We start from the raw sequence: 24,512 nt of genomic DNA on the forward strand, positions 1-24,512 counted from the left end.
GGTTGCGAGCAACGTTCACGACGTCGTCGCGGAACTCCTTGGGGTAGGGCTTGGGCACGGTGAACATCCTTCCAGCGGCGCCTCACGGCACCACAGATCAGATGTCACCTACTCGTGCAGCAGTCCCAGGGCGGCCGGCGAGCTGTCGCAGCCGAGACAACCCCTCCACCGCCGAGACCCACAGAGCTGTCGAGGGTGCCCTCGATGACCGCGAGGCCGACCGAGGCCGGTTGCGGCAGCACCGGTTCCTGTGCCAACACGAATCTTCCGAAGCAACGAGTCTCGGCGGCCTCGAGGTCGACGATTAGGAGCGCAGTAGTCGTAGGACGTTGAGGGCGGATCATCGCCAACGATGGAAGACCTCGCCAGAACGACCGGGTTGACTCCGTCGGATTCAGGTAGTTCTATCCGGGCCTCGGGGTGCCAGACCGCCCTTCCAAGGTCCGAATCAGCAAGGATAAGTGCTCTGGGTGAGCTAACCGCAAATACTTCAGCTCCGCCGCCCCCACCCAAGCGATCGCTGAATGCTCCTCTGGTGCCGCATTCACAGGCTCCCCAGTAAACTGATCCACAAACCACGCCTCAACCACATAGGCGTCATCACGTATGGCTTGAAGAGGCCCGTCGCGCGAGATCGCGGCGTCCACGCCGATCTCTTCCCGCAGCTCCCGTCGCAGAGCGTCGCGTGAGCTTTCCCCCGGCTCCACTTTTCCACCGGGAAGAGACCAGTAGTCGGGGTACCGCACCCGACCCTTGCTCCGATGGCACAGCAGCAGGCGGCCATCTCGGATGAGTACGCCCGCAACCACCGTTCCCGTCCCTATCACGAGGCCCGGAACAGAGGCAGCCGGCCCGATTCGGCGCCGTAACGTTCAATCAAGGACGACAACATGGCGACCGTGCGGGTCGGATGCTTTCCCACCGTGGTCTCCGTCGAGAGCATAAGCCCATGCACGCGCTTCTCGATCAGATGCGATACGTACGCAAGTTCGGACCGATTAGGTAGCCATGTGTTGGACAAGCTGACGAGCAGTTGCGTGCCGACTATAGCCGGCACACCTTGCTTGTCGGCGGCCTTCAAGACCGATCGACATGCGTCATAGAACTCAATTGGGCCGACATCGAGGAGGAGGTCTCCCCGACCGAGCAGGACGCCGTCCGACTCGTCAAGGATTTCCTGTATCGCGCCGATTCCGGCCGCCGTTTCCACCTTGGCGATGACCGCCGGGGGCGGCCGATTGCCGAACGAACGCGCCAGAGACTCCTTGACCTCCCGGACAGTCTTGGCGCTCTCTACGAAGGAGACAATGACACCGGTGAACGGAGCAGCGCCGAGCGTCTCCAGACCCTCTCGATCACCTGCGGTCAGGGACTCGCTGGCGTTCGACCGCCCGGACACGGTCACACCGCGCCGGCGCCCCAGCTCGCCGCTCGTTAACGGCCGCGCGATGCAGTGGTCATCCGCGACCGCCTCGACGGCAAGAGCTTCCTCGCCGTCCCCGGTAACAAGAACATCACCCACCGCCACTTCATCCAAGCCTCCACCGGAGATCCCAAGCCGCGGCGGATCGAGCCGTGGATCGGCCTCTTCCGGCGAGAACGCGACCCGCACAGGCCGCTGCGGATCCAGGGGAAATCCATTGTCGTTGGTTAAACGCGTCTTCGACCCGGGCAGATCCAGGAGTAGGTCGAGTTTCGCGCCAAGCCCGTCGGCTTCCTTCGCGACGGACCACGCTTGGTCAGTCAGTACGTCGACACCGAACTTCGAGGCAGGAAATCTGAAGGCGTCAGCCCCCGAATCGATAATCTGGCGCCAACTCTCGGGCGTGGAAGTGTTCGGCCCGACCGTAATAACGATTTTCGTCACGAGTAAACCATCCAACTTCGCAGGACACTCCAGAACGACATGACGACTTCACGACTAGTCTTGCCGCGTATACAGGGTCCCCTCCGACCAGACGTACCGAGTGCGCCCCCACTCCATGGCACTCCGAGCGTCCGGGAAGAATCCCGAGTTCTTGAGATTCGCGCTCGTATTGCAAAGCAGCGGAATCCCTGACAACGCCTCGTATGCGGCGAGCAATTCGGCTATAGCAGGGTTGCTTTCACTCGTAACCGTTTGGAGCCGAGCCGTACCATCCAGGTGCCGAATGGCTGGAACACGTTCCGCCCATTCATCTCGAACGGCATGGTCAAAGAGCATATAGGGATCTGGTGTCCCGGGATCGAAGATCCCAGACGCCCGATCCTCCAAGCAGATCGGCGCGACCGGACGGTAACCTTCGCGCTCCTTGATGTCGTTCAACACATCCTTCATTTGCGGACTCCCCGCCGGCGCCAGGATACTGCGGTTTCCGAGTGCCCGCGGGCCCAGTTCCGCCTTGCCATTCAGGAAGACAACGGCCTCTCCCGACGCATGCAACACCTCGGCCAGGCCCCTCAACGAGCACTCCTTGCCAACCCACCCCGGCAAAGGATCACTCGGGCGCAAGGCGGGACCGGAGTAGACATTCCAGTCAAGACTTCTCCGATGACTCTGCTGCATCATAGCCACCGACGCCGTTCCAATTGCGCTTCCCGAATCATTCGGGAAAGGCGGAACCCAGACCTCGTCGAATAGCCCGGAGTCGCGGATGGCGCTATTCCACTTAATATTTAGAGCGCACCCCCCAACGAGACAGAGATTGCGGATTCCTCCGGCCGCCTCCAGCGCGGACAGTTCCTGCAGTCCCGCCAGCAGTCGGTCCTGCAGGAACTGATGCAGTGAGGCGAGCGCGTCGGCTCCGCTCACACCATCCAGGCGAAGGTCGCGTTCTATGCCTTCGAGGATCCGGACGCCTGCATCTACTTGCAGCCGCCTGTCGTTAGTCTGCCAATCTGGCCCGATATGCTGATCGACTAGCGCATCGGTCAAGCGCGCAAGCTCAGCAATGACGTCGTCACGAGGCCTCCCAAGTGCGATATATGCCATGATCTTGCCGGCAAGCCCAAGCACGTGGGGGAATTCGATCTTACGATCGAACGGCGGAAAGTGTCGACCGACGCGGTGGTACACGTCTCCAATAAGCGGCAGGACGGCACCAAGCGTCTCTGCGCCACCCGACTCTGCGTTGATCCTGTACAGCATGGGAAACATCCAGGCATCCCAAGCGAGGACAAGTGCATCCTCGCCCCGGACCGCGAAGGGGCTCGTGCAGTAGCCCGAGGCGACATGCCCCGCGTAGTGCGTATAGCTCTGGTAAGTCAGGTCGAATACGGTGTGCGGATAACTTCCGAACAGATCGTCCGAGATAAGGCCACGACGATAGGGGGCGAGGACTATCTCTGCCTCCTGCCCCGCCCACTGTCGCACCTTATGCGTCTTGTGCCAGCCGTCCAGTACGAACTGGTCGACATCCGCGGGCGAGTAGCCGTGCTCCTCGATCAGCTTGAAGACTATATCGAGATCCTCGATCTTCGAATAACGCTCATTGTTGTCGAGCTTCTCCATTTCGATGGAGAAGATCAGCTTGCCATCATCGATCAAAGCGACGGCACCGTCGTGTGTTGTCTTGACTCCGCAGATGATCACAGCTTCTCCCAGTACAGGTTTACATTGTTGAGGAGTTGTTCAGGGAAGTTTCGGGTGGAACTGAATCATCAACGTTTCAACATCCTCATACGGTCGCAAGATATCGACCGTCTCAACGATGCGTTCCGGGTAACGGGACCGCACACGCACCAACGGCTGCTCGATTCCGTTCAAGCCGATGACAGTCGTGTCCCCGGTGAGGATGAAGATGAAGTCATCTCGGTAGTCAAGATGCCTGAAGAGATCCGAATAGCGCTCGATTCGATCTTTCGCATCCTCATGCGAATATCCAATGAACTCAATGGCGGGCATGATTCCGTCCAATCTGCTGGGGTTGGCCTTAGCCGACTGCGCTTAAGACCAGGATCCGAATGGCGAAGAGCTCAGATGGGCATTGTAGAAGCGGTCATCGTCGGTGACCTCGGCTCCGATCCACTCCGGCCAAGTCTCTGGCCACGCTGCTGCGACATCGAGCTCGAGCTCCGCGAGCACGAGTCCTGCGTTTTCGTCTTCGTACTCATCTACGACGATTGTCCACACACCGAAGGGAACGAAGTGACGAACCTTCGCGACCCGCCGGCCGCCGCAAAGCCGGTCGATCATGGTGCGGGCTTCATCGGCATCGATTTGGTACTCGTACTCTTCGCGAGTGTGTCCTTGGCGGCGGCCTTTCACCGTCAGGAACCCGTGTTCCCCATCGAAGCGGACCCGGACACTGCAGTCCGCTCCGACCGAGAGGTAGCCCTGGCATAAGGAGAGTCTGCGCGTGACACCAGACCGCCACGAATCTCCCTGAACAAGAAACTTCCGCTCAACCTCTTTGGCCACTAAGCCATCCCTTCCACAGCAGTTGCGGATGATGATGTCGTCTGCAGGGGCAGGCGGTTCTCGAGCCGTTCGAGGACATGCTGCACGATTTGCTCAGTCGATAGCTCATCCGTTTCGATAATCTCCCAGTCTGGATCCTGCCCCACCTCGCCCAGCGCGAGCGCCTCCATTGCGGGAAAGGCATCCAGGTTGGCACGGAAGTAGCGATTTAGCTGGTGTGTTTCCCCGCCCGACCGGGCTTGCGCCCTGCGTGCACGCTCCACCGGTCCACACGTTAGGAATACTTGGACTGCAAAGCGCGTCGCTCCGTGCTCACGCCACCCCCTCGATAAGAAGTTCTCTCGCGGCGTAAAGAACTCGTTGTGACAGAACTGCGTGAGCCAGTTCCGGTCCTGGATATGGATATAGCCCTCGGGGATCCCAAGTCGCCGCGTCTCCGCCGCGTCAGAAATCATCTCAGCGGAGCGCAAAGCGTTAAAGGCGTACACGAAGTCTGGGTCCGGGAACCTGTCGGGGATGTCTGGACTCAGACTTGCGAAGGCTGCCTGGTGGAGCGCCTCCGTGTGAATTGATGGGGTAACAAAGCAGCGACTCATGCGGTGTGCGACGTTGCGACGAGCGCACTCGGCCGCTAACCCATGGGCAGCGCTTGTTTTACCTGCATAGTTCAATCCTTCCAGTAATACCCCCGGAATGATTGCGCCGCTCATGCCCGACTCCCTTGCCCTAGACATTCAACCCAGACAGCGCCGCACCATCCGAGTGTGCCGTGGCGCGCATGGGACGGGCGCCCGGTCAATCCACCCGCGCCGACCGTCCTAGCCTGAGGGTTGCGGGTTAGCGTCAGATGGCGAAGCACCTATCTACCGCCTTCCGACCAGTGAGCCGCGATGCCAGCCTCCAGAAATGCTCTGCTCAAGCGCGCGACAGCAGCATCGAGCTCTTCACCGGGCAAACGATCGAACACAAACGGCACCCCGAGGGGATAGTCCTCCGCTTGTTGTACGGCGCGCCGCCGGCAACCGGTAATCAAGCTGAGCGTGTCCAATCCATAACGGAGGAGCACCAGGCGCGACATGCCGCGGAATCGAGTCATTTCATCAGCCGTCGCGGTGCGTCCCAGGTAATCTTCAAGGAAGTTGCCTGCCGCGTCGCTCGTCAACTGCAGCGCTCCCGCCGCGGTGGCAACGTCAAAGAAGACATCTCCCATTCCCACATGATCGAAGTCAATCAACCAAACACGGTCACGACTGACCAACATGTTGGTCGGATTGAGATCGTTATGACAAAGAGCCCTTATACCTCGCCCTCGGGAGAGCTTCCCCCGCAAGTCGTCGTAAGCACGCATTCCGATCTGGTAGCGTCGCAGTTCCGGACTGGCGCCGACCTCACCCCGGATTCTGTCGATCCCTACGCGCCGCTTGCTCTTGTGCAGAGCGAGTGCCTCATCGGGCGCGACAGCATGAAGCTGGCGCAAGACGCGGGCAGCTTCGGCGACAATGGAGCGGTTCGGCCGTACGGCCGACTGAGCGTCGATGTGCGCCATCAGCAGTTCCCCCGCCGCTGTATCCGCCGCGATCACCGCGGGCCCGAGTTGTTCGCGGCCCAGTCGCGCCGCCACTTCGAACTCTGCACGCACGTCAGACGCGGTAACCCTTGAGAGGTTGATCTTTCGGAGCACCGCTGCCGGACGACCCGATGCTCGACGAACCAGGAAGGTGCGCGCCCATTGTGTCGGAGTGTCCGGGTAGGGCCGGAACTCGCACTCACGCAACCATGGCGCTTCGCGCCACAGCGACTGGCCTAGCGCCTCGAACTTACGCATCAGATGAAGGCCGTGTCTGGTTCCTGCCCAGACAGCAATTCGCCCACCCAGTCGATCATCTGGTGTTGAGCGACGACGTGCTGGCAGGCTGTGACGATGTCTCTGAGGAGGCGGTCCAGTGGGGTTCGGCTGCTATAGACCGCAGCGCCACCCACGAGGTCGTAGACCTCCTCGATGACCTGCCGCGCGGAACGAAAAGCGTTGTAGCGAGACAACGCGGCGCGAGCGCGAGCAGCGACGCCGAGCTTCTCACCTTTCAACAGGTGCTCCCACTGCTCGTCCAACGACCCATACACCAGGGCCCGCGCCGCAGACAGCTGCAACTCGCACTCCGCGACCACCCGCCGGGCTCGTGGCGTTCCGGCCCTTGCCGACGCGTTCGCCGTGCCACCCTTTCCCTCGGCCAGCGAATAGGCGACGTCAAGCGCGGCCCGGCCGGCCCCCAGGGCGACGCCTGCCATTTTTCGGACTAGCGCATCGGAACGCCTCGTGAGGATGCCCGGGTGTACTGGTCGCTCAAAGGAGATCACGTGTCCCGCCGGTACAAACAAGTCGCGCGCCACGTAGTCACGACTGCCCGTTCCCGCAAGCCCAGTCGAATACCACGAGTCAATGAACTCAAACTGTTCAGGCTTCGCGAGCAGGACCTTCCAGGTACCCTTTTCAGCAGGCACTCCGCCAGCAGACTCAGCGACTCGGAACCCTGCAGCCATCACATCCGCATGATTGCTACCGCTAGCGAACCGCCAATCGCCGTTCACGAGATATCCGCCGTCGACTGGCTCGCCGCGGCCCAAGGGCGCCACCTGACCGGCCGTGATGAGGTCTGGCGAACGAAAGATCGCGCGGGCCGCCTCTGGGGAAAGATAGCGGGCGTAGATGCCAGAGTCCATGCCAATCATGACGCACCAGCCCACCGAGACGTCTGCGCGCGACAGCGCCTCGATAATCCGCGTCTGTTCGGCAGACGTGAGATCGGCGCCGCCCCATTCCGCCGGTACTGCACAACTGAAGACGCCGGTCTCCCGAAGCTGAGCGACCAGCGCACTGGGAAGATGCCGCTCAGACTCGGCCTGTGCCCCGGACTCCCGGATGCTCCCGTGGAGCGCTTGCGCTCGACTTAGAATGGTTGTAAAGGTCCGGCCGGGGACACCGACGAGGCTGCTCGGCTCAACCACGCTGGGTTCAGTCACTCGCCTGACACCATCCCTGCCATCAGCGCCATCCGGCAATGTACTGATGCACGCACCTGCTGCCAATACATACTGTTCGGCATGCTGTCTGTGTCCTCGTGGAGCTCATCAGAGCGCGGGCCAGGATGAAAGACCAGGGTCCTCGACTTGGTCGACTCGATTTTCTCGCGAGTGACCCGGTACTTCTCATGCGTGGCCAGTGCGTTGCCCCTCAGGGTTCTCGGGTCCGCCTCGAGCGACGGGATGCGTGCGGGAAGCATCTCGAGTGCGTCGGCTTCACACAGGACGTCTCGTACATCAGCGCAGTACTCGATCCTAACCGGGAACCGTGCCAGCTCCGTTTCGACATCTTCCGGCAGTCGTGCACCTCTCGGACCACCATTGTCACTATTGTCCGTGACACTATCCGGCGTCATGAAGAGGAGGCGCTCGACTCCCAGGCGGGCCAATATTGCGGCCAGCGAGCGCAGCACCCGTGTCCCCGGATCGCCGATCAAGGCGACCGTTCTTCCGCTCAGGCCGCGGAGCGTTCTGTCCATCAGCCACGCATCTGTAATCGCTTGCGTTGGATGCTCATTGCTCCCGTCGCCGCCATTGATTATCGGCACAGTGGAGACTTCGGCGGCCCGGGCCGCCGCGCCGGCAACGAAGTGGCGCATGACAATGATGTCCGAGTAGGCGGCCAGCACCTGTGTCGCGTCCTCAATAGACTCACCGGTGTAGTGAACCGATCTGGTGCTGGCGATGTCAGAAAAGCCCACGACGCGTCCCCCGAGGCGATGCGCAGCAGTCTCGAACCCGAGGCGAGTGCGGGTGCTCGGTTGGAAGAAGGCAACGCCAAGCACCTTTCCCGCCATGCAGTCCTGGATTGCCGCGTGTCCTGACGGCTGTTGCACCTCGTCGATGCGGTCGAAGATGCCGACAATGTCGCCGTACTCAAGCTGCCCAACCGAAGTCAGATGCGTGAAGGAGAACGGCCTAGTCAGTCCTGAGCATGGGCTAGTTGCCGAGAGTGGCATGGTCATAGGTACCTTCCTGGCGCGATAAGGCCACGAGGATCGAACAGATCTTTCAGACCCCGCAACAACCGTTCCTACACCGGGTCGGCACGGATAGACGCTGCCAGGTGCATGTGATCAATATCGAGGCGGTACGGGCTGAGGCGGCGGAGCCCGAAACCTTCATGCAGTTGATCTAGAAGGCGACGCACGGTTGCCGCTGTCGCCGTCGACCGTTCGAATCGGAGGGCCACCACAAGGTCGACGTAGCCGCTGGGCAACACATTGATTGTGTGACCGATCGTGATGCCGTCTGACTCCTCAGCGGCGCCCAAGACTTCTAGTGCGGGCCCAAGCCCTTCCGGCGAGAAAGGGACCATCGGGGTGACGAACGCCCACCCGAAACGGCTGTGGGTTTCCACGTCCCGGGCGGGGCATCCGAACACGGCATCGATCATCGCATCGTTTCCACGAGGATCGCCGGCATATGAACGCACTAATGCCGCTTCGGGCACCGTCATCTCGTCTGTATCCGACGGCAGCACAAGCGCCTCACTGAATAGGCAGGCATCGCGGGCGCCCTCAAGAATCGTTCTCGTTTTTACGTCGGCCACTTCTGCGGTGCCCTCAATACAGACGTACATCGTGTAGGCCGCCGAGCGCATGCCGCCATAGACTTCGATCGCGGCCTCATTATAGATTTTTATGACACCAGCGGTGGTGCCTTGCCGCTGGTAGCGCGCGATCCAACGGACGACGCGGGGCAGGCGATCAGCATCGAAGCGGAGACGCAGACAGTACATGCGCTCAGGTACGGGGATAAGCCCTACCACCGCAGCCGTCACCACACCCAGGTTTCCTTGTGGGAAGAGCTCCAGAAGGGACGGACCAACACCATGCCGGTAGTGAGCCGTTTGGTCACCCCTTGGCCAGAAGCCCGCGCGGCAGACGTCCCCGTCAGATAGCACGACTTCTAAGCCGAGAACGTCGTCCGTCCGCTGCCGGCGCACGCCAACGCCGCGGTCCAAAGCATTCCCAAGAACACTGGTGTGCTGCGAAGACGCGGTCACGTTGAGCAGGAAGTCGCTGCCCGTCAGGGCCTCCGCCAACTGGCCCTGAGAGACACCGGGCTCGATAACCGCCCATCCTTGATCCAGATCGATGCGCCGCACCTTGTTCATTTTGTGGAGCCTTAGAAGGGCTTGGCCACTTTGCGCTGGGGCGTCCGTCCCGAACCCCCAGTTGAACCCGGTGCTTACCGGGTAGACGGGGACCTTGCGGGCTTCTGCGTCGCGCAGCGCGTCTCGCACGTCTTCAAGGCATTCCGGCTCGACGACGGAGACCACGCCGCGAGCGGAGAAGGCACCGGGACGGGCATCGCGTTCCATACGTGGTCTCACCTTCGAGCGTATCTAGAGGAGTACATCCGCACAGTGGCCAGGGCCATCGACTCAGCAGGCGGTCGACACCTACCTCTCCGGGAAGCTGCGGCGGGCTAGGATGACGCCGAGGCCGACCAATACCTGCCCGGTGGCGGCAACGATTAGGACAGTCCTCAGCGATGTCGCTTCTGCGAGCCACCCGCCCATTAGCGCGCCCACCAACATAGGTCCCCGGCTGATGACGCGCATGGAGGCGAATACTCGACCGATCATCGGCTTTGGAATGGCATGCTGCCGCATGGTGATGCCCAGAACCAGGTAAACCGTGATCGCCAACGACGCCACCAGTTGCGCCGTGAAGAGGAAGACGACGGGTACCCAGGGCCCTTCGGGACTCAAAGCCAGAATAAGTTCACCAGCTCCAGCGAGTGCCAGCGCCGAGGAGAGAGCGATTCTGACACCGAACCGCGTCTGAGCCCTGTTGGCGACCGAGGCGCCGACAACGCCACCAACAGCTCCAAGGCCCAAGGCAATGCCGTAGACCGTCGGCGACACCTCTAGCGTTCGAAGAACGAACAGGACGGCTATCGAGCCCGCAGCGCCAGCGAAGAAGTTGAAGCCGCCGCTGCCGATTGCAAGGAGCCGCACCGCAGGTATACGAGTGACGCCAGCGAAGCCCTCAGCCACTTGACGCACGTAGGCCCCGGCGCCCGTGGAGGCGCGGTCGGGCACGGCCTCAGCGACCTTGATAAGGAGGAGCGTCCAGGCAGAGAAGAGATATGAAGCGACGTCCAGCAACAGCGCCAGAGGCGCGGAGACCAGTTGGAGCAGGAGCCCGCCCAGTCCAGGGCCCGCAACTTGCGAAACCGACCGCGATGCCTCAAGGCGTCCATTCGCCTTGGTTAGTGCATCGGAAGGGACCAGGGCCGGCACCCAAGCGACATAGCCGACGTCAGCGACGACCGAACACAATCCCAACGCGAGTGCGGCGAGGATTAATGTGCCGATGCCGAGCAGGTCCGCTGCCCACAAGGCAACAACCATGGCAAGCAGTGCTGCGCGTGCGAAATCTGTGGCGAGCAGGAGGCGCCGTTTTGAGCCGCGGTCGACGAGGGGGCCAGCGAATAGCGGCGCCGCAAGGTTCGGCACGATCCCAGCGGCCACCAGCAGGCTCATCTCGACCGGACTGGCGCCGAGGGTGGCTGCCGCGATAACTGGAAGCAGGAAGGTCGTGATCTCTGACCCGATGAGGGATGCACTCGCACCCGCCCAGTACCGACGAAAGTCATTGCCGAGCCCAGCGGAAGATACCGATACCACGCCGCGTCCCGTCAACTCGCCACGCGGTTAGCAAGGAAGTTGTCTTGAACGCTCTGCACGATCTCCGCGGCAGTACGCAGCCGACGCTTCGAGGTCGCCAAGACGTCGACGGGTGCGGCGGACCGGTCCAAGCCCACCTCGAGGTATCTCTCGGCGATCACCGTCTCGCCCAACGCACGTAGTTTTGCGAACCGCCACTTCGGCTTGGGATTCGTATGCCCTTTACTGGCACAAAACGCATCGACGGCGGCGCCTAGCGTCCACTGAGACGTCAGCATTGCGGTGCCGTAGTCGCCCTCAGCGATCGCTCCAACTGCGTCTTCGGACAGTCCGAAATAGTCCACCAAGAAGCGATTCGCAACCAGGCGGGCCAGCCGGTCACTAGGGACCGCCGCCTGGATCAGCTGGAAGTCCTCGGGACGTTGAATGGGCACACCGATGCGAATGCGGTGAGCCATGTCGATGAAGCTAGTGGGGACCGCGACAGCCGCCGCCACGTCTTCGAGGTCACATGACCTAATGGCCTCGGTCACCTGCTGAACCTTCGTTCGCGACCAAGTTTCGATATCGAGGCGCGTCTTGTCGACGTACTGCAGATTCATGGAGAAGTCGCCCATGTCATAGCCCGCATTAGGCTTAGCTTGCGGCTCAGATGACGGGCGGTCGATGATGAAGACGTCCAGGTCTGAGGATTCGTTGCCGATGCCCTCTACTAAGGACCCGCTGATAAATACGGTACATGTGGGGTCGATGCCCTCGGCAGCCCGCTCCCCGATACGGACAAGGTCGTCCAGTGCCGAGTTTGAAACTGAAGCAGATCCGCGATGGTACGCCATTGATACCTTCCTACAAGTCGACTGCCGGCCCGTCATGCAACTGGGACGGGCTGCCTTTTAGGGATGGAGGGTCGGAGCAGCGTCTGAACGACGTTTGGAAGGTTGTAGACGGTATGGGCTATCGCTACCGCTAGCCAACTACCGGTGAGGTACATGACCGCCGCGTAAACCGTTCCCAATACGGCGTGCACCACTACATCGCGAGCGTCCCATGTGCTTCTGGCGACCGCATGCAACACGTGTTCACCGACGAAGAGCAGGACGCTCAGCGGAATAACCACCCAGTCGAGCAGGGGCGTAAACGCAACGAAGACGACCCAGCGGTACAAGTACTCCTGAGCAGCGCCCCCGGAGAAGAAGTAGATGAGGTCTCGGGCGCGATCCATCGAACCTAGCGGGCCGAGCATCTCAACCATTCGGGAACTGAGGCCCAGGCGGATGTTAGCCCAGCCGAAAGCCATGGCCAGGACCGTCGGTCCAATGGCTGCCAGCAAAGCGAGACCTGATACATGCAGTTCAGGAATCCCGAACGTGAGCAGCGGCGCGAAGAATACGAGACTGCGCGTCAACCGACGGATCAGGCTGCCAAAAGGAAGGCGGTCGGCCCAGGGGAGACTAGACCGCGAACTCACCGCCACGAGGCCGAAGGCAGCTATCGCGACAATCGCTGGATAACTCCGAAGGAGGACGATCGTGAGGGCGAGCGCAACGCTGACTCCCCCCGTGAGCCACGCCCGCCGGGATTGACGACGGCTCACTCCACCAGGCCCATTCTCGCGAGCTGGGCAACCAGTTCGCGAGCGTCTGCCTTTGCGTCGTCAAGGCTGACGTCATACTCAGCGGCAATGACCGTTGCAATGTCTTCAACAGTCTTAGTGCCGTCACAGTGGCGCCAGATCAGCCCCGCCACTGCGTCCAATTCGTAGGCCTCGCCGCGGCGCACAAGCAGGAGCGTATCGCCTTGTGCGCTCACACGGGCATCAAAGGCCTTTTCTGGCTTTTCCACTTCTTTCTCCAGTCGCTATCAAACTTCAACGATGCACGGGCGGGGGCGGATTAGCACCCGCCCCCACCCGCACCATCAGGCCACGTTCATGGCCTTACCGATGCTCACCTTGCGAACGGTGGGCTTCTTGTACTCCTTCATGGTTTTCCCCCTCTCAACATGTAGGGCTTGTGCGGCTCGTCGGCCGCGGAACGCCGACACCTAGGGACCGCCGGGCGAACCGGCGGTCGAAGTGTTGGCGGTTACGTTCTATCCCCTTACCGGATCGAGGGTCAAGCACGTCGACGCGGAAGTTGGAGCGGTTGCCATAGGTTCTGCGCAGAGCCCTATCAAGCGCGACTTGCCGTAGTTCGACGGCAAGTTTTTTCTGTCGCTCTCTGGTGGACGAGAGGCAGGTGTGTTAAGTAGCGGTCCGCCCAGGATTCGCTTATGGTCGCGTACCAGTGCTCAGGGCGCTACGCAAGTCGACAGCAGCGAATCGATGGCGGGGCCTCCATGTCTAGGCTGCATCATCTAGGGCGAGGGCGTGCCTGGAGCACTATCCAGCCACGAGGATCCCCTAGCTTGAGCCAGGGCTGCCTTCCGAGAGCACGAGGCGGCTCCTAATCGGCGACGCCTCGTCGACTGCGCAATGCGCTGGTTCGCTTAACCCGCCTCGACGAGTGGGACCTTACTGCGGGGCCCACCGCCAATCGATTAGTAAGGCGCTCCGCCGACTGGCGCGACAATCACCTGAATTTCCAAAGGATCACCGAGAATCTGTCGCGCTACGTGGTGCAGGATGCCTTTGTGGATCTCATCATTCAGCCTTAGGGCCAAAGCCGCTGAAGTCACCGTAAGTTTGAGGACACCGTTCGAGGCTTGCGTGGCTCTTGCTTGCCGGAGTAGCGCCTCTGCCGTGCGGCTGCCCTGTCGAACTGCGCTCAGGAGCTCTGGCCAGCGCGGAACTTCGACGGGTGGCGTCGCACGCTCAAACAAGGGCTTGTGGCGCTCCTCCGGAGGTACGGCTCTTCTGTCGTTCGCCAGCGGCACGAGTGGCCGAGTGGGCGGGCGGTCCGGTTCCGCCTTCTCAGTGGTCGTCAGGGGCGTTGCAGCAGTAAGTGCAATGAGCCGTGTGGCTTCCGTCGAGCTTAAATGCGACGGTGCTGTTGTAGGGGACGGAGCGACAGGTGTCCGCGACCTCTTGTGCGGGTCGACATGTTCAGGTCGTGAGTCGGCCATCTGAAGACGCCGCTCTAGCCGTTCCAGTCGGCCCACCACCGTGTCGGCCGAGTAGTTGTCGACGGGCAGTAACATGCGGGCGCAAACCAGCTCGAGCAGCAGCCGGGGGGCCGTCGTCCCGCGCATCTCGGTGAGGCCCTCGTGCACCGTATCGGCCATCCGGGAGAGCGTCGCCGAGCCGAGCGCGGCGGCCTGCTGGTTCATCAGGTCCAGCCGGTCGGGCGGGCAGTCGAGCAGGTCGTTGCCGCTGGCGTCGGGGACGGCGTCGAGCACGATCAGGTCGCGCAGCCGGTCGAGCAGGTCGGTAGCGAACCGGCGCGGGTCGTGCCCGGCCTCGACGACTTGGTCGACGGCGCGGAAGACACCCGGTGCGTCGTGCGCGGCCAGCGCGTCGATGGTCTCGTCGAGCAGGGCGTCGTCGGTGACGCCGAGCAGGCTCACGGCGCTCTTGTAGGTGACGCCCTCGGGGCCGGCGCCGGCGAGCAGCTGGTCGAGAATCGAGAGCGAGTCGCGGGCCGAGCCGCCGCCGGCGCGCACCACCAGCGGGAACACGCTGGGTTCTATTCGTGCGGTCTCCACTTCGCTAATGACCTCGAGCAGTCGACGCATGATCGCCGGAGCCATGAGGCGGAAGGGGTAGTGGTGGGTGCGCGAGCGGATGGTGGGCAGCACCTTGTCCGGCTCGGTGGTGGCGAAGACGAAGACCAGGAAGTCCGGCGGCTCCTCGACCACCTTGAGCAGGGCGTTGAAGCCCTGCGTGGTGACCATGTGCGCCTCGTCGACGATGTAGACCTTGTAGCGGCTGCTCACCGGCGCGTAAAACGCGCGCTCGCGCAGGTCGCGGGCATCGTCGACACCGCCGTGGCTGGCCGCGTCGATCTCGATGACGTCGATCGAGCCGGGGCCGTCGGGCGCCAGCGAGACGCAGGAGGTGCAGACGCCGCACGGGGTGGATGTGGGCCCCTCCTCGCAGTTGAGCGAGCGGGCCAGGATGCGCGCCGAGGAGGTCTTGCCGCAGCCACGGGGGCCGCTGAACAGGTAGGCGTGGTTGATCCGGCCGCCGTCAATGGCCTTCGCCAGCGGGGCGGTGACGTGCTCCTGCCCGACCAGCTCGGCGAAGGTCGCCGGACGGTACCTCCGGTAGAGCGCAAGAGTCATGGAGCGAGGCTACGGGTCACCATCTCTCGATCGGTCGTACTTGCCGGAGTCGAACAGCGAGCGGTATCGAGTGACCTTGACACGGGCGGACAGTCCCGAGATCGCGAAAGCCACCACCGGCCATTGCCCCTGGCTGCTTGGGCGAAGTCGACCGGCCGCCGCCTAGCCTGACTGCGACATCGCCACCTACGGCATGGGCCTGGCCGCCTCGATGGGGCACTTCCTGCTCACCGTCGGCACCCCGGGCAAGCGGTACTCGCTGCCCCGCACGCGGATCATGATGCACCAGCCCTCGGCCGGCGTCGGCGGTACGCAGTGGGACATCACCATCCAGGCCGACATGCTCCGCAAGCTCAAGCGCGAGCTCAACGAGCTGCAGTCACACCACTCCGGACAGCCGGCCGAGCAGATCGAGCGCGACTCCGACCGCGACCGCTGGTTCACTCCCGAGCAGGCACTCGAGGGCCCTGGACCTGGCGCTCGGCCGGCTCGGTGCCCATGCAGTAGCGGTGCGGTCCTCGGCGACCGGTGAAGACTTCAGACAGACGTCCGCGGCGGGGCAGTACGAGACGACGCTCGCTGTGCACGGACTGCCGGCCGTCGCCGAAGCGGTCCGCGCCTGCTGGGCGTCGCTGCTCTCTCCCCGGGCGACTGCCTACCGGTCCCGCACCGCCCCGCCGACGAGTTGGCCATGGCGGTCATCGTCCAGCGGCGCCCAAGTAGCGTCGGAGCTGAGAACGCACCGTCGTCCCCGACGCCGACGATCGGATCACGGGCATGGGCGAGGTGGCCTGCCCGCAGAGCTTCCCGCAGCTACGCGGCAAAGGCGGCGCCCGGCGATCCCGAGGCCCCCGCCGACAGCAACGGCGGCACTGGCCCCTGACCGCTCACTTCGTGCACAGCACAAGGCTGGCACACGGCTTGCCCTCGGGTGCGCACGGCTCAGACGCAGCAGAAGGGACTTCGGCACCGCGGCTCAGCACACCGTTGCGGCTCCCCGTCTCGGCAGGCGGATCGGCGTCAGCTCGCCCGGTCGGTCCACTGTCGTCGGAAGAGGATCTCCGCCGTTCTGGGTGGCAGATCCTCCTCCACCTCGGCGTCATGATTCGCCAGGATCCGAGCGACGTAGGCGTCGGCTTCGGCTCGCTTGTCCTGAGCGTCACAGGCGGCGACCAGGTCGAGCAGCGGCACGTCCTCGTAGCTGCTGGCCTTCAGGGCCACCTCGGCGGCGGCCGCCGCGAGCTGCGGCTGGCCGTCGGCGAGGTAGTGGGTGGCGACGGTGTGCGCCACGTCGACGACCATCGCTGCGTACTCAAGGTCCAGTCGAACGTTGTCGTCCACCAACCAGCTGTAGCCCCCAGCAGCGCCGTACCGCGGCGCGGGCAGGTCGAAGGGGCGACCGGTGACCAGGTCGAGAGCCGCGCACAGGTCGCCGATCCCGTCAGCTCCTCGGGCCAGCCCGCGGACTCGCAGTCGGCGGAACAGTTCCGCGTCGGTGAGGATGCCGTCGATCCGGTAATGCCCGGCCGCGGCGGCGGTGAGCCCGGAGGGCAGGTAGTCGGCGCCGGTCTCCGGATCGGTGCCGAGCCAGGCTCGCACGACCGAGATGGACTGGCGCACCTTCGTCTTGCCGACGATGTCCGGCTCGTGGGGCCAGATGGCGGTGGCGTAGCGCTCGCTGGTCACGCCGCCCGGGCGGGTCGCCAGGTAGGCGACGACCTCGGTGTAGAACTGCCGCCGCGGATTGCGCTCCGGCAGCGAGCTCTGGGCGCGCACCTGGACCGGGCCGAGCAGCGTCAACTTCGGTCGCGGGCAGGACGGGTCGGCCCAGTCGGCCAGGTCTTCGTCCAGGCCGGGGTCGGCGCTCTCCACCTGGCGCCGGATGTCCTCGTCGGTGGCCGGGGCCAGCGCCTGCAGGTCCTGCTCGGTCGTCGCCGCCTGGTCCAAGTAGGTCTGCGCGGGCAACGGCAGCACGGAGCTTGTCGTCGACACAGGCTTCTTCGTCGGGCCCGGCGACGGGCCGTCAGCCGCGACAGAGTCCGGTGGCTTCCGCCGCGACGTGCCTGCCGGGTCGACGCGTAGGCCGCCGCAGGCGTCGGCGTGCGCGTCCCAGGGCTCGTTTCTGTGGCTCGGCGGGACGGGCCGGTCCTCCGTGACAGACGCCAGGGCCAGCACCTGAGCCAGCTGCGCGGCCTCTTCGGCCGGGATCTGTTCGGCGATCAGCTCAAGGCTAAGTGCGGGGATGCGGAGAATCCCGTCGTCGTCGATCGTCAACCGCCAGCGGACGTCGTCGGCGAGATCGGTGTCGTGAACCAGCACCACCGCGACTGCGCTTCGGGCCGGCTGCTGCCGAATCGCAGCCACCAGCTCGGCCAGACCGTCGCCGTCCTCGGTCGCGTCCGAGGCGATTAACAGCACGTGCGGCGCCCAGGCGTCGGCCGCGATGTCGTGCAACCGGCCTGCGAGCACGTCGGTGGCGGCAACCCGCATGGCGTCGGTGACCGACTCGAGCCGCCCGGTGAGCGCCGCAATCGCCTTGTCGAGGTCCTCGGTGTAGGTCAGCCGGTCGGGATTGATCTCGGCTAGCTCCTCGCCGAAACCGACCACGGTCACCTGCAGCATCTCCGACCAGCTGTTGTGCGCCAGCTCGGCGGCGAGGAACCGCGCCAGGTTCAGGCAGCGCTCAGAGTCGCCGGACAGGGAGATGGCCGCGACGCGTTCCAGGTCGACGAGCCAGTGCTCTCCCGCCGCAGTGTGCCCCACCGACGCGAGCGTCGGGAACGGTGCGAAGAAGCGTGTTCGCCGGTGCTCGTCGTACGTCAGCGGGTCGCCGCGCCGAATCGACCAGCGGGTCCCCGTTGAGTCCACGGCCCATGGCTCCGGTGCCGGCGTCGCCGGGCTCGCAAGGACCAGGGTCAGGACGTCGTCGGTTGTGCACGCCGCGACGACGTCGGGCAACCGGGCACCCTCGGCGTCGACTTGAGCTTGCACCAGGCTGCGCAGCGCTTGGTCCAGCCAGCTCACGTCAGCACTGCCAGCGCTTCCCGCCATCAGCAGGGCCCGCTCGGCGCTGAGGAGTTCGGGCGGAGTGCTGCTGATGACCCGGCCGGGACTGCGGTGGCGGAACTGTCGTCGTCGGTAGCGCAGGAGCGCAGCGAGCGAGGTACCGGCCAGGAGCAGCCCACCACCCGCGAAGGCGACCATCGGCAACTCTGATGCGCTCTCGTCCGCCGGGGCCTCGATCTGCTGGGTAGGCGACGACTCGGCGTCCGGCGCGGCGGTTTCCGTCGGCGTCGAGGCCGGGGTGTCCGGCGCCGGCACGGACGTCGTCGGGGCTTCACCGGACGGCGGCGGGGCCGGTTCCGTCGTCGGGAGAGGCGCAGGTGCGGGCGGCATCGGTGGGCTCGGCTCGGGCTCGGGGCTGTCCACCGGCGTTGGGATGCTGAGCGTCCATCCCGGCCGGATCAACGATGGATCGGTGAAGGTCACTCCGCCCGGCTGGATGCGTCCGCGGTTCAGCTCCCAGGCGTGCGGCCAGTTCTGACCACTCCCGGTGACCTCCTCCGTGAGTTTCCACAGGGTGTCCCCCGGCTCGACGGTGACCTCCTCGGTCACGGTCGGCGCGGTGGGCTCCGCGCTGTCCCCGGCGGGCGGCAGGCCGGAAGCGTCGGATGGAAGGATCAGCACCGTGCCGGGGATGATCTCGTTGTCCGGGCCGACCGCGGTGGTGTTCAGCTCAATGATCTCCGGATAGCGCAGCGGGTCGCCCAGGTAGCGCTCGGCCAACGCCCACAGCGTGTCTCTGCGCTGGACCTGGTAGGTCTTGGACGCCGATGTCGAGGGCGCCGGATCCTCCGGTGCCGAGTACGCGGACGCCGTCTGGGTGGCTGTGACGCCGACGTCTCCTTCCGCCGCCGCCGCGGACAGGACGGCGGGCACGGTCGCGACCGGTAGTGGTGGACGGGCAGCTGCGGTGCCGGACGAGGAGGCGGCGGCCAGGCTTGGGGCGACGGTCAGGCTCACGGCGACTGCGGCCACGAGCGCGGCCGCCGGCCGTTGGAAGATCCGCAGCCCCGGCAGCGGTGGAGCCGGCCGGTCGCGGACCAGCCCCCACAGCTCCGCCGCTGTCGACAGCGTGAACAGCGCCCAGCACACCCACACCCCCATAGCGAGGACGATCTGGGCGAGTCGTCCGTCGTCTCGAGCTTTCAGCGAGGTCACGACCTCGCCGAGGGACGGCAGGCTGTGCGGCACCAGCTGCAGGGCCGCGAGGAGCAGCGGAACGCCGACGACGACCGCGATGAGCACGGCCAGCGCACCCACGGCCTTGATGAGGCGGACGGCACGCGCAGTCACGACAACCCCTCCCCGTGGGTGACGCCGACCAGCAGTTGCGCTGTGTGGGTGCGGGTCTGGCTGACCGCAATTCCGAGCAGGGGTGTCGAGGCGGTGACGGTCACGCTGACCTCGACCACGCCGGGGCCGAGGACGTTCACCGTGCCTACCGCGCCGGCCTGCTCGAGGTAGCCGCGGGCGGCGGTCACGGCCAACGTGGCGTCCGCGCTGCCTCCGGTGGGGACCGGGCCGACCGCGATGCTGGCCGCCCGAGCCGCCTCGGCGGAGTAGGTGTCGGCCCGGTTGGCCGCCTGGATCGCCGTGCCGGCGTCCACGAGGCCGGTCACCAGGACGCTGGCGATGAGGACGATGAAGCAGAAGAGGACCGCCACCGATCCGCGCTCGTCGTCGCGGACTCGGGCGTCGGTCCGCCCCGGGCAGGTCACGACAGGTCCCGGGCGGGGTCGAGCGGGCTGGTGGCGGTGTCACGCAGGGTGCGCGAGCCGGGCAGTCCGGCCACCCCGATGTCGGACAGGTCGACGGTGCATGCCACGGTCACGGTGACCGAGGCTGGAACGCCTGGGGCACTGTCGAACCCGGTGGTGTCGACCCTCACCTGGACGTCGGCACAGTGCAGGTCCCGGTCGACCAGCGCGTCGGTGGCGCTGGCCGTGGCGACCTGTTGAGCGGCGCTGGCTGAGCGGGCGAGCGAGGCGTCTCGGGCGGCGATGCCGGCGACGCCGCTGACGCGGTCGCCGGCCAGTGCGATCCGGGCTCCGATCACCAGCATCGCGAGGATCAGGATTCCGACCGGCAGCAGGATGGCCAGCTCGACGGACTCGGAGCCGCGGTCGTCTCTCCGCGGCGGGCCGGTCGGAGCGGTGACCGGCTGCAGGCGACGGTTCATGGCGAGTTCGGCGTGGTGAAGCGCTCCTTGCCGCGCGTCACTGTGACGTCGACGGTCGGGGCGAAGCCGGGCAGCGGGATCACGTTGGGCACTTCAGCGGTGACATGGACGGTGACCGTGGTGGCGGTGTCCTGTTCCTCCACCGAGTAGCGGGTGATGGTGCCGGTGCCGAGTCGGGCCAAGTATTGGTCGGCCGCTTCCTGTCCCGCTCCCCCGGCCGCGCCGCTGACGCTGGCTGCCCGCGCCCCGGCGTGCGCGGCGGCGTCGGCGGCTTCGCGGGCGAAGTACCACATCGCCAGCTGCGGCCCGGCGAGCAGCAGGGTGACGATGATCGGAAACAGGATCGCGAACTCGACGCTCGACGAACCTCGATCGCTTCCGCCACCCCGGCTCGGCCTGCCTGGACGCACCACCACATCGCACGGCGGTACCGCGGGGCGTCTCCGGGCACGGGATTCAGGCATGGCGCTGCTGGTGCGTCTCGCTACTGGAACAGCGCCGTCTTGCTGGCCACGAACGCCACCGCGGCGACGGTGACCGCGCCGCCGAGCGCGATGGCCAGGATGACCATGAAGGCCTTCTCGGAAGAGTCCGAGCCGCGGTCGTCGCTCACGTGCGCGGCGCGCAGCCACGCAAACGCTGTCAGGACTGCGGCGTGCACCGCCGCCCGGAGAGCCAGAACTACACGAGGGCCATGGCGACGGGTGGTGAGCTGGAACATGGGATCTCCCGTTGGTGATGTGGTCAGGTGCTGACGGCGAACATGCGGAGCAGGAACGGGACCAGGACGAACAAGGTCAGTCCGGTGACGAGCAGCGCCAGCGGGCGAGACATCCGCTCGCTGACCTCGTTGGCCTGGCTGCGGGCATCGGACAGTTCGGCGTGCCGGAGGGTGCGAGCGCTGGCCAGCAAGGTGTTGTAGACCGACGCCCCGTCGGCGGCCACCGCCGCGATGTCGGCCAGGCTGCGCAGCTCGGGAACCGCGAGCTCATCACCGAGGTCGCGCAGGTCGCTCCAGGGCTTGCGACCGGACAGCGCGGCGCGCCGGATCGCGCGCCGCATGCGGACGAACGGCAGGCTGCCCGAGATCTCCGCGGCCTCCTCGAGGGCCTGCTCCACCGAGCCTCGCGCCCGGCGCTCGCCGGCCACCAAGGTGAGGAAGGACTCGAGGTTGCTGCGGAACTCCGCCCGCGCCTTCCCCGCCGCCTCCCGGGCCTCGGCCGACGGGAGCAGCCATCCGACCGCAGCCAACCCCAGCCCGACGGCGCCGGGCACGACGAACGGCACCGGCATGTCGACCAGCACGGCGACGAGGCCGAGCACCGCCGGGGCGAGCAACCCGGCGAGGGCGAGGGTCAGCTTGCGCGCGGCAAGCTCACTGCGGGTCTGGCCGAGCATGGCCAGGTCGGCGTCGGAGACGCCGAGGCGTCCCTCGACCACGCGGACCATCGGCGACGGCAGCCAGGTCCACCGGTCTCCCGCCGGGTTCGACGTCGATCCCGGCGGGGGCAGGGCTCCCGCGGTCGGGCTGGCCGAGAGCTGCTCGAGCGCCGCGGTCAGCGACGGCGGCGCGGGACGCAGCGCCCGAGCCGCGAGGACGAGACCGAGCGCCACCACCATGCCGGCCAGGGTGGCCGTCTGCAGCCCGGTCACCGGTCCACCGTGACCAGGTCGGGGTCGACGAGCACACGCGGCGGCCGCGGCGGGTCGGACAGGCGGCGCATCCACCGCAGCGCCGTCCCGAAAAGCACGATGACCAGGAGCAACGCCACCTGTCCGAGAGGCGTGGAGTAGCCCGACAGGAAGGTGTGGGCGAACAGCGTCATCGCGACGACCAGGACCAGGGTGACCACCACGATGGTGCGCATGTTCGCCCGTGGCTTGGCGCGCTCGGCCTCCACCTCGCGAACCATCCGCGAGCGGTCGTCGAGGTCCGCGGCCAGCGCGGTGAGCACCTCGGCCAGCCCTGGCCCGCCGTTCCGCTCCCGCAAGATGAGCACCATGGCGATCTTGTCGGCGGCCGGGTCGTCGACCTCGCGGGCGAACTGCCGCAGCGCGGGCTCCACGCCCTGCGGCCCCATCCGGGTCACCAGGTTGGTGACCGCCGGCGCGATCGCCTCCGGCGCCGAACTCAGCGAGCGGCGCAGCGCATCCCGGGTCGAACCGGCAGCGCCCGAGCTGATCAGGTCCGCCAGCCGCCGTGTCCAGTCCGCCAGCGCCTCGGAAGAGGCGATCACCCGCTTGGCGGCCTTGCCGCCGCCGAGCACCTTGGGGATGAACACGACGCCGGCGACGGCGGCCAGCGCGGCGACCGGCCAGCCGGTGATCAGCAGCGCGAGCACCCCGGTTGCCGCTGCGCCGAAGTGCAGTGGCGTGATCCGCCGTCGGCGGGGACGGCGTACGGACAGCGAACCAGTGGACAGGCCGACCCCACGGACCGCTGCGACCGCGGCGACCAGACCGCCGGAGACCATCAGCCCGGCGAGGATGAGCAGCAGCATCCCGGCCGTCACGACGCCCACTCCTGCCGGCGGAGGTCGGCGGGCCAGTCGGACGCATCCGGGTGCAGCCAGTTCAGGTCGAAGCCGACCGCGGTCAGACGTTCGGCCAACGAGTCGCTGAGCATCCCCGGCCCGGTGGCCCGAGCGCGGCCGTCATCGGGTCGCGGCGCGAAGATCGGCCTGAGGTCGGGCCGGCCGGAGTCGCCGATCGCACCCAGTTCGTAGATGCCCGACACGAACCGGGCGTAGCCGTGGTCGCGCTGCACGTGCACGACCAGGCCGAGGGCGGCCAGCGAGCGCAGGACCAGCTCCGGCGACGGAGTCGGGTGTGCCTTGAGCGCGTTGATCAGCACCTTGTCGAAGACGCCGTCAGCCGACGGCGAGTGGATCGTGCACATCACCGAGGCGATGCCGCTGGTCGCGGCCTCCAGCAAGGAGGTGACGTAGGCGCCGCGGACCTCGCCGACAAGCACCCAGGTGGGGGAAGCCCGGAGCGCCAGGTGCAGGACGTCCCCCATGTCGAATCCGCCCCTGCCCTCGGCGTTGGGCAGCCGCGACTCGAAGGGGCGGCAGACGGCGTGCCGCTTGATCAGTCGCTGCTGGTCGGGATCCCACCGCGGCAGGTGCAGGCCCAGCTCCCGCTCGTCCTCCACGGTGATGACCACGTTGTTCCACGGGATCGCGTTGCCGAGCGCACGCAGCAGGGTCGTCTTGCCGACGCCCGGTGCCCCGGTCACGAGCGGCGATACGCCGGCCTCGATCACCGCGCGCAGGAAGGCCCGGATCGGTGAGTCGACCATGTTCAGCCGGTGCAGGTCGTCCAGGCTCGGGTCGGAGAAGCGGTGCACCCGGATCACTCCGGCCGGGCGGGGCAGCACATCCATCGCGGCCTGCAGGCGAGCTCCCAGCTGGGTGACGCCCTTCAGACGCACGTTGAGGATGGGGCTGGCCGACGAGAACTCCCGGCTGGTCTGCCCGCCGTCCGATCGTGACCCGATCGACCGCAGCAGCTGCTCGAGTTCCTCGTCGGTGGAGGCGATCGGCGGTCCGGCCACCAGCTGGCCGTCCACCGTGCGCAGCACGGTCGGGTCACAACCCTCGAAGTGGATGTCCTCCACGTCGTCCCGAGTCAGCAGCGGCGCCAACCGCCCCAGTCCGTCGAGCTCGGCCAGCACCGCGGCGAAGATCCTGTCCTCGGTGGACACCGCGGGAACGGCACGGCCGCGGTTGGCCTCGTGCAGCAGCCACTGGTCGTATTCGTCGCGGATCAGCTTCTTGGTCAGTTCCCGACGCGGACCGGCCGCGTAGTTCTTGTCCTCCGCTGTCAACCGCGTCGACACCCGGTCGCGCAGCTCGCCCACGACGCGGTACTCGGCCTCGGTGAGGTCTGCGGCATCGGACGGTGTGGCCTCGGCCCGGTGCACGTCTCCT

General features: G+C 65.7%; 21 protein-coding genes and 2 pseudogenes. 3 read left to right on the forward strand and 20 right to left on the reverse strand.

All coding sequences use genetic code 11. The features are described 5' to 3' along the window. Nucleotides 1-823: 823 nt before the first annotated feature. Nucleotides 824-1,867, reverse strand: a complete 1,044-nt coding sequence (locus E4P43_RS07395) for a pyruvate kinase (RefSeq protein WP_167759104.1) — start codon at nucleotides 1,865-1,867, stop codon at nucleotides 824-826. A 54-nt stretch (nucleotides 1,868-1,921) separates the two neighbouring features. Continuing rightward, nucleotides 1,922-3,571 carry a carbamoyltransferase N-terminal domain-containing protein gene (locus E4P43_RS07400; protein ID WP_135144784.1) on the reverse strand — a complete coding sequence of 550 codons (1,650 nt, stop codon included), beginning with the start codon at nucleotides 3,569-3,571 and terminating at the stop codon, nucleotides 1,922-1,924. Between the two features lie 54 nt (nucleotides 3,572-3,625). On the opposite strand from E4P43_RS07400, the gene E4P43_RS20455 reads away from it, so the two are divergent. Further along, nucleotides 3,626-4,324: a hypothetical protein gene (locus E4P43_RS20455; protein ID WP_245158989.1), complete on the forward strand. Its 699-nt coding sequence runs from the start codon at nucleotides 3,626-3,628 to the stop codon at nucleotides 4,322-4,324. A gap of 74 nt (nucleotides 4,325-4,398) precedes the next feature. Here the strand turns inward: E4P43_RS20455 and E4P43_RS07415 are convergent, their stop codons facing one another. The 10 genes from E4P43_RS07415 to E4P43_RS07460 form a co-directional block, all read right to left on the reverse strand. After that, nucleotides 4,399-5,109 carry a hypothetical protein gene (locus E4P43_RS07415; RefSeq protein WP_135144789.1) on the reverse strand — a complete coding sequence of 237 codons (711 nt, stop codon included), beginning with the start codon at nucleotides 5,107-5,109 and terminating at the stop codon, nucleotides 4,399-4,401. A 149-nt stretch (nucleotides 5,110-5,258) separates the two neighbouring features. After that, entirely contained in the window at nucleotides 5,259-6,224 is a 966-nt protein-coding gene (locus E4P43_RS07420; RefSeq protein WP_135144791.1) for a phosphotransferase, read from the reverse strand. Beyond that, the gene (locus tag E4P43_RS07425; RefSeq protein WP_167759105.1) at nucleotides 6,224-7,417 is read right to left on the reverse strand and encodes an acyl-CoA dehydrogenase family protein; all 1,194 of its coding nucleotides are present in this window, start codon (nucleotides 7,415-7,417) and stop codon (nucleotides 6,224-6,226) included. Before E4P43_RS07425 ends, E4P43_RS07420 begins: the two co-directional genes overlap by 1 nt. Continuing rightward, nucleotides 7,414-8,442 (reverse strand): hypothetical protein, encoded by a 1,029-nt coding sequence (locus E4P43_RS07430; RefSeq protein WP_135144794.1) that lies wholly within the window; start codon nucleotides 8,440-8,442, stop codon nucleotides 7,414-7,416. Before E4P43_RS07430 ends, E4P43_RS07425 begins: the two co-directional genes overlap by 4 nt. Before the next feature lie 68 nt (nucleotides 8,443-8,510). Further along, a complete protein-coding gene (locus E4P43_RS07435) occupies nucleotides 8,511-9,761 on the reverse strand; it encodes an FAD-binding oxidoreductase (protein WP_167759106.1) in 1,251 nt (416 codons plus the stop codon). 123 nt (nucleotides 9,762-9,884) lie between these two features. Next, nucleotides 9,885-11,117, reverse strand: coding sequence for an MFS transporter (locus E4P43_RS07440; RefSeq protein WP_167759107.1), 1,233 nt, complete (start codon nucleotides 11,115-11,117; stop codon nucleotides 9,885-9,887). A gap of 11 nt (nucleotides 11,118-11,128) precedes the next feature. Further along, nucleotides 11,129-11,953: a hypothetical protein gene (locus tag E4P43_RS07445; RefSeq protein ID WP_135144799.1), complete on the reverse strand. Its 825-nt coding sequence runs from the start codon at nucleotides 11,951-11,953 to the stop codon at nucleotides 11,129-11,131. 32 nt (nucleotides 11,954-11,985) lie between these two features. Continuing rightward, nucleotides 11,986-12,522, reverse strand: a complete 537-nt coding sequence (locus E4P43_RS07450) for a CPBP family intramembrane glutamic endopeptidase (protein ID WP_135144801.1) — start codon at nucleotides 12,520-12,522, stop codon at nucleotides 11,986-11,988. A gap of 185 nt (nucleotides 12,523-12,707) precedes the next feature. Further along, nucleotides 12,708-12,959: a PqqD family protein gene (locus E4P43_RS07455; RefSeq protein ID WP_167759108.1), complete on the reverse strand. Its 252-nt coding sequence runs from the start codon at nucleotides 12,957-12,959 to the stop codon at nucleotides 12,708-12,710. Nucleotides 12,960-13,655: 696 nt separating this feature from the next. Then, a complete protein-coding gene (locus E4P43_RS07460; protein WP_135144805.1) occupies nucleotides 13,656-15,338 on the reverse strand; it encodes a DNA polymerase III subunit gamma and tau in 1,683 nt (560 codons plus the stop codon). A gap of 175 nt (nucleotides 15,339-15,513) precedes the next feature. On the opposite strand from E4P43_RS07460, the pseudogene E4P43_RS07465 reads away from it, so the two are divergent. Then, nucleotides 15,514-15,801: pseudogene (locus tag E4P43_RS07465) on the forward strand (ATP-dependent Clp protease proteolytic subunit); the annotation flags it as partial. A gap of 10 nt (nucleotides 15,802-15,811) precedes the next feature. After that, a pseudogene (locus E4P43_RS20930) lies at nucleotides 15,812-15,949 on the forward strand (PEP/pyruvate-binding domain-containing protein); the annotation flags it as partial. Nucleotides 15,950-16,358: 409 nt separating this feature from the next. On the opposite strand, the gene E4P43_RS20800 reads toward E4P43_RS20930, so the two are convergent. The 8 genes from E4P43_RS20800 to E4P43_RS07510 all read right to left on the reverse strand — a co-directional run bounded on the left by E4P43_RS20800 (nucleotide 16,359) and on the right by E4P43_RS07510 (nucleotide 24,505). Further along, entirely contained in the window at nucleotides 16,359-19,694 is a 3,336-nt protein-coding gene (locus E4P43_RS20800) for a LysM peptidoglycan-binding domain-containing protein (protein WP_135144809.1), read from the reverse strand. Then, nucleotides 19,691-20,119: a hypothetical protein gene (locus tag E4P43_RS07480; protein ID WP_245158990.1), complete on the reverse strand. Its 429-nt coding sequence runs from the start codon at nucleotides 20,117-20,119 to the stop codon at nucleotides 19,691-19,693. The genes E4P43_RS20800 and E4P43_RS07480 overlap by 4 nt, the downstream gene beginning before the upstream one ends. After that, entirely contained in the window at nucleotides 20,116-20,580 is a 465-nt protein-coding gene (locus tag E4P43_RS07485; protein WP_135144811.1) for a pilus assembly protein TadE, read from the reverse strand. The genes E4P43_RS07480 and E4P43_RS07485 overlap by 4 nt, the downstream gene beginning before the upstream one ends. Beyond that, the gene (locus E4P43_RS07490; protein ID WP_135144812.1) at nucleotides 20,577-21,044 is read right to left on the reverse strand and encodes a TadE/TadG family type IV pilus assembly protein; all 468 of its coding nucleotides are present in this window, start codon (nucleotides 21,042-21,044) and stop codon (nucleotides 20,577-20,579) included. Before E4P43_RS07490 ends, E4P43_RS07485 begins: the two co-directional genes overlap by 4 nt. Before the next feature lie 20 nt (nucleotides 21,045-21,064). After that, the gene (locus tag E4P43_RS20805; protein WP_280790942.1) at nucleotides 21,065-21,193 is read right to left on the reverse strand and encodes a hypothetical protein; all 129 of its coding nucleotides are present in this window, start codon (nucleotides 21,191-21,193) and stop codon (nucleotides 21,065-21,067) included. A gap of 131 nt (nucleotides 21,194-21,324) precedes the next feature. After that, the gene (locus tag E4P43_RS07500) at nucleotides 21,325-22,233 is read right to left on the reverse strand and encodes a type II secretion system F family protein (protein WP_135144816.1); all 909 of its coding nucleotides are present in this window, start codon (nucleotides 22,231-22,233) and stop codon (nucleotides 21,325-21,327) included. After that, a complete protein-coding gene (locus E4P43_RS07505; protein ID WP_135144818.1) occupies nucleotides 22,230-23,093 on the reverse strand; it encodes a type II secretion system F family protein in 864 nt (287 codons plus the stop codon). The genes E4P43_RS07500 and E4P43_RS07505 overlap by 4 nt, the downstream gene beginning before the upstream one ends. Continuing rightward, a complete protein-coding gene (locus E4P43_RS07510; protein ID WP_135144819.1) occupies nucleotides 23,090-24,505 on the reverse strand; it encodes an ATPase, T2SS/T4P/T4SS family in 1,416 nt (471 codons plus the stop codon). Before E4P43_RS07510 ends, E4P43_RS07505 begins: the two co-directional genes overlap by 4 nt. Between the last annotated feature and the right edge of the window lie 7 nt (nucleotides 24,506-24,512).

The sequence above is a fragment of the Blastococcus sp. TF02A-35 genome, from assembly GCF_004571075.1.
Taxonomy (GTDB): Bacteria; Actinomycetota; Actinomycetes; order Mycobacteriales; family Geodermatophilaceae; genus Blastococcus.